This is a genomic window from Aeromicrobium sp. (assembly GCF_014378035.1).
Lineage (GTDB): Bacteria > Actinomycetota > Actinomycetes > Propionibacteriales > Nocardioidaceae > Aeromicrobium.
Genome location: NZ_JACMOM010000305.1, coordinates 1 through 9,922, shown reverse-complemented (window position 1 = coordinate 9,922; position 9,922 = coordinate 1). Strand labels below are relative to the sequence as shown.

Genomic DNA, 9,922 nt, shown 5'->3' with positions numbered 1-9,922 from the left:
GCGCTGCCCAAGCCCAAGGCGAATCTGGCGGGGGTCGGGGACAAGAGCAGTCTGCAACGCGAGTATCTGGCCGCGGACCGGGTGCTACACCCCGAATCGGCCACTCGGGACGACCGGATCAAGGACACCGACCTCGAAGACTGGCCGACGGTCAAGGACCGGCTGGCGGTCAACGTGCTGGCGGCGACGTCCGACGAGACCGTGGCGGCCGGTGGGATCTTCTCCGGCGCCCTTCAGGCCATCCGCAACTTACTGAACCTCACCACCTACTACGAGATGAAGAACCGCGCCAGCGTGATCGGTGAGAGTGGCGCCCTCGGGCTGCTCCGGGACCTGAAGCTGGAAAACCCGGCGTTGAAGGTGCACCTGATCGGGCACAGTTTCGGCGGGCGGCTGGTGAGTTCCATGGCGCGCGGGCCGGACGGTGAGGCGGTCCTCCCCATCGACTCGCTGCACCTGCTGCAGGCCGCGTACTCGCATTACGGCTTTGGAACGGCAATGCCTGACATTCCCGAGGGGTACTTCCGGCCGGTGGTGATGCAGCACCGGGTGCAGGGGCCGATTCTCGTGACGCACACCAGGAACGACCTGGCAGTCGGCCTGGCGTACGCGGCGGCCTCGGCCCTGGCCGGTCAGGTGGCGGCGTCGATCGGCGGGCCAGACGACCTGTACGGCGCCATCGGCAGCAACGGAGCGCTGAACACCGACGCCGAGGACATCGAACTCACGCCGACGACCCCGCTGGACTTCAGGCCGGGCACGATCTATAACCTCCACGCCGACTTCATCAAGGACCACGGCGACGTCACTCAGGTGGGCATCGTCCGGGCAGTTTTCCACGGAATTCTGGCGACCTGACGGGTCACTGTAAGGCCAGGCGACCCTCGGGACAAGTGCAGAACGTTATCGAGACAGGCACGAATGACCGCGATTTCACCGCCAGATTTTCTCCGTTTCGGTTCGGTGTCATCAGCTTGCCAATGACCTCATCCCGCTGGCGGTGGCCCTGCCTCGTCGGTGTAACGGCTGAGTTACGCCACCCGGATTAAGGTTATCTTGATCTCCTCTCTTCCGTCTTCACGCTGGCGCCCAGAGCCTCTCCTTTGTCGGACTGGGGATTGTCGTGTGCAGGTCAAATTGACGTCGCAGTCCACACCTCAGCAGAAGGTTTGGGCTGTCTCAGTGGGGCAGCTGAACCGTTCGGGACGTTGAGGTGAGTACCCGAAGACAAGGCGCGCCGTTCGCGAAGGGTGCCGTGTCAACAGCCGTGAGATGAGCGACTGTACACGTCTCAATCCGGCGAAGTCTCACAGGGCCGACTCGCCCGGGAGGTCGAAGCGACTGGAAAGGTCAGGATCCAGGCACTGCGTCGTCCTGGAAAGTGCTCGCCATCGTTCAGCTCGGTCTTCAAGGGCCGCGCCTTCTTCAGGAGGTGAGGATGAAGCGTTTTGATTTAGTTGCGACCGGTCCGGGTATCGGCCTGACCTCCCTGCTGAGCCTGATCTGCGCTGCGCCGCGCGCACCGTTCGCGCTGGCCCACGAGGGGCCCGTCAGGTCGAACAGAACCCAGTGGCATTGTGGCAGCTCGGTACGCGTTGTCTTTGACGCGGGCGAGAGCACTCCATGAGGTCTGAGGACGTCAAGGACTCATCAGCTGACAGGGGCCGTCCAGCACCTTCCGGTCAGGAAAGCTCCTCTTCGGCCTCCCCGACGATTCAACTGCCCAAGGGCGGCGGGGCCATCCGGGGCATCGGGGAAAAATTTGCGGCCAACCCGGTCACCGGCACCGGCAGCTTCACTGTCCCTCTCGCCGTGAGCCCCGGCCGTTCCGGCTTCGGCCCACAGCTGTCGCTGAGCTACGATTCAGGCGCCGGAAACGGCCCTTTCGGCTTCGGCTGGTCACTTGGGCTGCCGCAGATCACACGCAGGACGGACAAGGGCCTGCCGACCTACCAGGATGACGCTGATGCGGACGTCTTCGTCCTGTCAGGCGCGGAGGATCTGGTGCCCGTGCTCCAGGCCGACGGGACGCAGCGTGACGACGACGTGACGGCCCCGGGTTACTCGGTCCGCCGGTACCGGCCGCGCATCGAAGGGCTGTTCGCCCGGATCGAACGCTGGACGCACCACGCGGACGGCGAGGTTCACTGGCGCTCAATCTCCAGAGACAACGTCCTCAGCCTGTACGGCCTGACTGAACAGGCGCGCATTGCTGATCCCGAACAGCCTGGCCGGGTTTTCAGCTGGCTGATCTGCGAGACCCGCGACGACCGGGGCAACGTGGTGCTGTACGACTACCGGCGTGAAGACGGCGGTGATGTCGACATGAAGCTCGCGCACGAGCGCCACCGGGGGAAAGGGAACGATCCCCGGCGCACTGCCAACCGCTACCCTGAGCACATCCGGTATGGCAACCAGACGCCGCTGCTGGACGCTGAAGGTCGTCGCCCCAGGTTCCTGAGTGACCTGCCGCGCGCACAGCTCGACGACGTCAAATGGCTGTTCGAGGTGGTGTTCGACTACCACGCGGAGGCCGCTGATGTGCCGACCCCGGACGACGCCCGGCCCTGGAGCCGCCGCGCAGACGCCTTCTCCAGCTACCGCTCCGGCTTCGAAGTGCGCACGACCCGACTGTGCCAGCGGGTGCTGATGTTCCACCACTTCGAGAAGGAGGAGGGTGTTCGCAAGGACTGCCTGGTGCGCTCCACCGACTTCAGTTACACCTCCCGGAACGCGCCGCCCTCCGGTACTGCCAACTACACCTTTCTGCTGGGCGTGACCCACTCCAGCTACCGACGTGAAGGGGCCGGCTACCGCAAACAGAGCCTGCCCCCCGTGGAATTCGAATACAGCCAGCCGATCGTGCAGGACAAGGTAGAGCACGTCAATGCGGCCAGCCTGGAGCATCTGCCCATCGGCGTGGACGGGACGACCTATCAATGGACGGACCTGCACGGCGAGGGCCTCCCCGGCATCCTGACCGAACAGCTGGGCGCCTGGTTCTACACGCGTAACCTCAGCCCGCTGCACCAGCAGACCGTCGAATTCGCCCCACAGGAACGGGTGGCCCTGAGGCCGAACACGTCGCTGGCCGGCGGCGCCCAGTTCATGGACCTGGCGGGAGACGGCCTGCCGGACCTCGTGACGCTGGACGGCCCCCTGGCCGGCCTGTACGAACACGACGACGCGGAAGGCTGGGATCCATTCCGGCCGTTCGCCTCCAGGCTGAATGTGGACTTCCGTGACCCCAACCTGAAGCTGGTCGATCTCGACGGCGACGGGCACGCCGACGTGCTGATCACCGGGGACGACGCCCTGATCTGGCACCCGTCGCTGGGAGAAGACGGCTTCGGTCCCGCCCGCCGGGTGGCGCTGTCCAGGGACGAGGCGCAGGGACCCCGGCTGGTCTTCGCGAACGACGCCGGATCGGTCTTCATGGCCGACCTCAGCGGCGACGGCCTGAGTGACCTGGTACGCATCCACAACGGTGAGATCTGCTACTGGCCTAACCTGGGTTACGGACGTTTTGGGGCCAGGGTCACCATGGACGGCTCACCCTGGTTCGACCACCCGGAGCAGTTCGATCCCCGCCGGTTGCGGCTGGCCGACATCGACGGCAGCGGCACCACCGACCTGATCTACCTGCACCGGGACGGCGTCCGGCTGTACTTCAACCAGTCCGGGAACAGCTGGAGCGAGCCGCAGTCCCTGAAAGTCTTTCCGCGCGTCAACGACCTGGCCAGCATCGTGCCCACCGACCTGCTCGGGAACGGCACTGTCTGCCTCGTATGGAGCTCATCGCTGCCGGGCGACGCTTCGCGGCCGATGCGGTATGTCAACCTGATGGGCGAACGAAAGCCGCACCTGCTGGTGGGCATGACCAACAACCTTGGCGCCGAGACCAGGGTGCAGTACGCGCCCTCGACCAAATTCTACCTGCAGGACAAACGCGCCGGCCACCCCTGGATCACCCGGCTGCCTTTTCCCGTGCATGTGGTGGAGCGGGTCGAGACGACCGATCACCTCAGCCGCAACCGTTTTGTCAGCCGCTCCGCCTACCACCACGGGTACTTCGACGGGGACGACCGCGAGTTCCGGGGCTTTGGCATGGTCGAGCAGTGGGACACCGAGGAGTTCGGCGCACTGACGCGCGACGGCAACCTCCCCGCCGCGACCAAACGGGATCCCGCCGCGATCAACTGGGATCCCGCCTCGCACGTGCCACCGGTGCGCACCAGGACCTGGTTCCACACCGGGGCCGCTCTGAACGGCGGCCGCATCAGCCACCTCTACGCGCACGAGTACTTCGGCGCTCCGGACACCCGGCACACGGCCGACGACCCTGAGATGAAGGTCTTCGAGGCGACCCTGGTGCCCGACACCGTGCTCCCGGAAGGCCTGACCCTGGCCGAAGCGCGCGAGGCCTGCCGCGCCCTCAAAGGTTCGATGCTGCGCCAGGAGGTCTACGCCGACGACGCCCCGTCCGGTGCACCCGAGCCAGCCCGGAAGCGGGCGGCCATCCCCTACACCGTGACCGAGCAGAACTTCACGGTTCGCCTGGTCCAGCCCCAGTACGGCAATCGCCACGCGGTCGTCTTCACCCATCCACGTGAGGCGGTCTCCTCCCACCTTGAGCGACGCCCCGATGATCCGCGCGTCCAGCATGCCCTGACCCTCGAAGTCGACCGTTACGGCAATGTCCAGAGGCAGGCCGCCATCGGTTATGGTCGCCGGCAGCCGGACGCCGCCCTGCCCACGGACGCCGACCGCGACGCGCAGACCGCGCTCCTGATCACCTACACCGAGAACCGGGTGACCAACGCCATCGACGATGTCCTCACCCATCCGGACACCTACCGAACCCCGCTGGCCTGCGAGTCCTGCACCTACGAACTCACCGGGGTACATCCGACGGACCCGTCACGCCGCTTTACCTTCGGAGACTGGACGCGCGACGGCTTCGCCCTACTGAACCAGGCCGCTCTCATCGACTACGAACGCTCCGCGGATCCGGGAGTCAAACAGAAGCGGCTGATCGAGCAAGTGCGGACGCTGTACCGTGCGGATGACCTGGGCGCCCTGCTGCTCCTCGCACACCTGGAACCGCTGGCCCTGACGGGCGAAAACTACAAATTGGCCTTCACCCCCGGACTGATCGACCAGGTCTTCGTGCGCGACGGCCAGGCCCTGATGCCAGACGTTGCCGCGGTGCTGGGCGGTCAGGGCGCGGATCAGGGCGGGTACGTGTCCGGGCGGAGCCTCAAGGCCGACGGCCGCTTTCCCGCGGCAGACCCCGGCGACTCCTGGTGGATCCCCTCGGGCCGGACCCTGCTTTCGCCCACCAGCACCCATACGGCCGTGCAGGAACTCGCCTACGCCCGGAAGCATTTTTTCCTCCCCTGCCGCAGCCAGACCCCCTTTCACACCGGCGCCGTCAGCACGGAGAGCGTCGTGACCTTCGACGACTACGACCTGTTGACGCTCGAGACCCGCGACGCCCTGGGCAACACCGTCACCGTTGGCGAACGGCGGCTTGACGGAACAGTCGATCCCCGTACACCCGGCCATGACTACCGCCTCCTGCAGGCCTGGCGGGTGATGGATCCCAACCGCAACCGGTCTCAGGTCGCTTTCGACACGCTGGGCATGGTGGTCGGCTCGGCGGTGATGGGTAAGCCCGAAGAAGCCCTGGGAGATTCCCTGGAGGGCCTGAACCCCGACCTGACTGCCGACCAGATCCTCGGCCATCTGGCGCAGCCACTGAGCGATCCGCTCGCCGTCCTGGGCCGGGCCAGCACCCGGCTGATCTACGACCTGTTCGCCTACCACAACACGAAGGCCACGGCCGATCCGCAGCCGCCGGTGGTGTACACCCTGGCGCGAGAGACCCACGCCGTCGACCTGGAGAACCAGCAGCAGACCAGGGTTCAGCACGCCTTTTCCTATTCCGACGGCTTCGGCCGCGAGATCCAGAAGAAGATCCAGGCCGAGCCGGGGCCACTGGTAGACGGTGGCCCGGTCGTCAGCCCGCGCTGGGTCGGCAGCGGCTGGACGGTTTACAACAACAAAGGCCAGCCCGTCCGGAAGTACGAGCCGTTCTTCGATGACACCCACCACTTCAGGTTCGGCGCGCAGGTCGGCGTCAGCCCGGTGTTGTTCTACGACCCGGTCGGACGAGTGGGGGCCACCCTGCACCCCAACCACACCTACGAGAAGGTGGTCTTCGACCCCTGGCAGCAGACCACCTTCGACGTCAACGACACCTGCGCGCCGCGCCCTGCCCCGCCGGGTGACACGAGGCCACCGCAGACCGGCGACCCTCACACCGACCCTGACATTGCGGGGTATGTCGGGGAGTATTTCAAGGCTATGGGCCAAGGAGTGGGCTGGCAGACCTGGCACGCGCAGCGCATCGGTGGGGCCCTCGGGCCGGACGAGCGCAACGCCGCCGTGCGTGCCGAAGCGCACGCCGACACGCCCATAACCGCACACTTCGACGTCCTCGGTCGTCCGTTCCTGACGACGGCGCGCAACCGCGTGGTCTGCGACGGACACGCGCTCGACGGCACCGAAGAGAGCTCCTCTACCCGCGTTAAATTGGACATCGAAGGCAATCAGCGTGCCGTGCTCGACGAACGGCAGCTGCCCTTGAACTACCTCCCTACGGGAGCACGTGAGCAGCGCACCGTCATGCAGTACGACTACGACACGCTCGGCAACCGCATTCACCAGCTCAGCATGGAGGCGGGCGCGCGCTGGATGCTCAGTGACGTGACCGGCAAGCCCATCCGCACCTGGGACAGCCGAGGCCACACCTTCACCACTGCCTACGACGCGCTGCGCCGACCGGTGCAACAGAGCGTCCGTGGTACCACCGCAGCGTCCGATCCGCGCACACTGAACCGCGACATCTGGATTGACAGGACCGAGTATGGCGAACCGCCACTCAACCCGACCGAAGCTCAGGAAGAACAAGCGCAACGCCTCAATCTGCGGACCCGCATCTACCGGCACTTCGATTCCGCCGGTATCGCCACCAATGCCAGACTCGACGCCGACAGCAACCCCACCGAAGCCTACGACTTCAAAGGCAACCTGCTACATGGCACGCGCCGCCTCATCCGCGACTACAAATCGGTCCCGGATTGGTCGCTGCCTGCCGAGCCGCAGCTCGACGCCGAGTCCTTCGAGAGCAGTACCCGCTACGACGCACTCAATCGCCCGGTCCAATCCATTGCGCCGCACAGCAGCGTTATCCGCCCACAGCACCCTGACAGGATCAACGTCATTCAGCCGGTGTTCAATGAAGCCAATCTGCTGGAAAGGGTGGACGTCTGGCTGGAGCGCCCCGCTGAGCCCACTGGCCTCCTGGATCCGGCTGGCGAAGCCCCGTCACTGGTCGGTGTCGCCAACGTCGACTACGACGCCAAGGGCCAGCGTCAACGTATTGATTACAAGAACGGCGCCAGCACGCTCTACAGCTACGATCCGCTCACGTTCCGGCTCACGCAACTCGTCACCCGGCGCTCAGCCACCTCGTTCCCCGACGACGACCCACAACCTGCTGTGCCCAACTGGCCGGGCAAGCAGGTGCAGAACCTGCACTACACCTACGACCCTGCCGGCAACATCACGCACATCCAGGACGACGCACAGCAGACCATCTTCTTCAAGAATAAGCGCGTCGAGCCGAGCAACGACTACACCTACGATGCCCTCTACCGACTGATCCAGGCCAGTGGCCGCGAGCATCTGGGTCAGGGCGGTGCGCCTGTGGCCCATTCGTACAACGACGCTGGACGCGTAGGGATATTCAATGCCGATGCAGCCGGACACTTCGCTCCCAAGGACGGCAACGCCATGGGCACGTATGTCGAGAGCTACATCTATGACGCCGTCGGCAACTTCCTGCAGATGCAGCACCGGGGAACCGACCCGCCGCATCCAGGCTGGACGCGCGCCTATGACTTTCTGGAGCCCAGCCTGATCGAGGACGGGATCGGCACGCCGCTCAAGACCAGTAACCGCCTCACCCGCACCACGCTCAACCCAGATGACGCCAATCCGCCACCTTACCAGCACGACGCCCACGGCAACATGATCCGCATGCCGCATCTGGATAGCGCTCAAGGCGCACCGAATATGCACTGGGACTACAGAGATCAGTTGCGCCAGACGGATCTCGGTGGTGGAGGTACGGCCTGGTATATCTACGACGCTTCGGGCCAGCGGGTGCGCAAGGTATGGAAAAAAATGCCAGGCCTCATTGAAGAGCGCATCTACCTCGGCGGTTTCGAGATTTTCCGCAGGCACGGCAACGCTATCAGCCAGAACACCGCCACGCTGGAGCGAGAGACGCTCCACGTGATGGATGACAAGCAGCGCATCGCCTTGGTGGAGACGCTCACGATCGACACGGCGGGCACAGACCAAGCGCCTCGCCAATTGATCCGCTACCAGTTCAGCAACCACCTCGGCTCGGCCAGCCTGGAGCTCGATAAGCAGGCGCAGATCATCTCCTACGAGGAATACGCGCCCTATGGCAGTTCGACCTATCAGGCGGTGCGCAGCCAGACGGAAATGGCGAAGCGCTATCGATATACGGGGAAGGAGAGAGATGAGGAAAGTGGATTGTATTACCATGGGGCGAGGTACTACGCGCCTTGGCTTGGACGTTGGACAGCTTCTGACCCGATCTGGCAGGATCTAGCGATCGGTTCCAAAAGCGCCGTTGATCACGGCAGCGACGACGATCCCAATGCAAAAATTACGGACCGAATGGCACCGGCCATCGTCGAAGTGAACCTGTATGCCTATGTTGAGGGCAGGCCCACCGTTTCGGTCGATTTGTCCGGGCTGTCACCCGTCAGGGTCGAGGCCACCACCGCTGCTGCGTGGAAAACGGCCTTCGAACGCAAGCTCGATGTCAAGGGCCGGCTTTACGACCGCGGCGGCACTACCAAAGGCGAAGAAGCAGACAAGATGCTGCGGAAATACGGTGAATCGAACGGCTTCTTGCTTTCGCAGAAGCCCACTGGGAAAACCAGCTGGATGCAAAGGCCGGACGACAAGACTCCGACCGGCGAGTCCAAGCGCTACATCTATACGAAGAAGGGAGGGTGGATCGATATGGTTCACTTCCTCTTCTATGCGGGACGCGCGAGAGATAACCTCGACAAGTATCGTGATGAGCTGGATACCCAGGCGAACCGCGCCAAGATCTTTGTGATGAACCGTTTCGGTCCGCACGTCGACTTCAAGACGTGGCGTGATGAGTCTGCTCGCGACCTGGCTCTTCAAGCCACCGTCCAGGAAGGGCGCATTCAGGAGTATATGGACGACGAATCTAAGGGGCAGCAGAAACTATCTGCCTATTCGTACGAGGACCTGCCCAGCGACAAATTCGGCGCAGATTTCGCAATCAATTTCTTCGACCCGAAGTCCGATAAGACGCTCGCAGATCAATTGGATGCTTATCTGCAGAAGCTGAACGCGACCGGGCCTGATGAAGCGCCGAACTGGGCGAATGTCACGGAAGCAAATGTTCCAAATCACCCGATTCAAAACTTCACCACCACGCCCATGTACACAGAACCATAGCCGGCAGCGATTTAAACGACTTGTGATGTGATAAACGACGGAAATGACAAACGATGCGGTATCGACGTGCAGTAATAGGGGACAGACCACGAATCTCAACCACAGCGAACAAGAGCGACATGACCACTGAGCGATAGCGAAGGCGAGAGATGAACTTCGACCCCCAGAAACTCTGTAACAGCCTACCCGGTTTAGGGGTTGACAGCCGGGGGTGAGAGACGGTAGAGGGACGGTCATGAACCGTCCCGAACTCAGCGTCCTGCCCGTCCTGGAAGCGTTACAGGTGCTCCAGACGTCCCTCGCCCCGAAGATGCCTTCCAAG

General features: G+C 64.0%; 2 protein-coding genes. Both read left to right on the top strand.

What is annotated here, in order from left to right; translation table 11 throughout:
* A partial coding sequence (locus H7290_RS16010; RefSeq protein ID WP_290515021.1) for a hypothetical protein occupies positions 1-858 on the top strand: 858 nt, incomplete at its 5' end.
* A gap of 765 nt (positions 859-1,623) precedes the next feature.
* Positions 1,624-9,600: a SpvB/TcaC N-terminal domain-containing protein gene (locus H7290_RS16005; RefSeq protein WP_290515020.1), complete on the top strand. Its 7,977-nt coding sequence runs from the start codon at positions 1,624-1,626 to the stop codon at positions 9,598-9,600.
* Positions 9,601-9,922: the final 322 nt, after the last annotated feature.

Bases quoted from the DNA above. Each gene is read 5' to 3' on its own strand.
- H7290_RS16005 (WP_290515020.1), top strand. From the start codon at position 1,624: ATGAGGTCTGAGGACGTCAAGGACTCATCAGCTGACAGGGGCCGTCCA.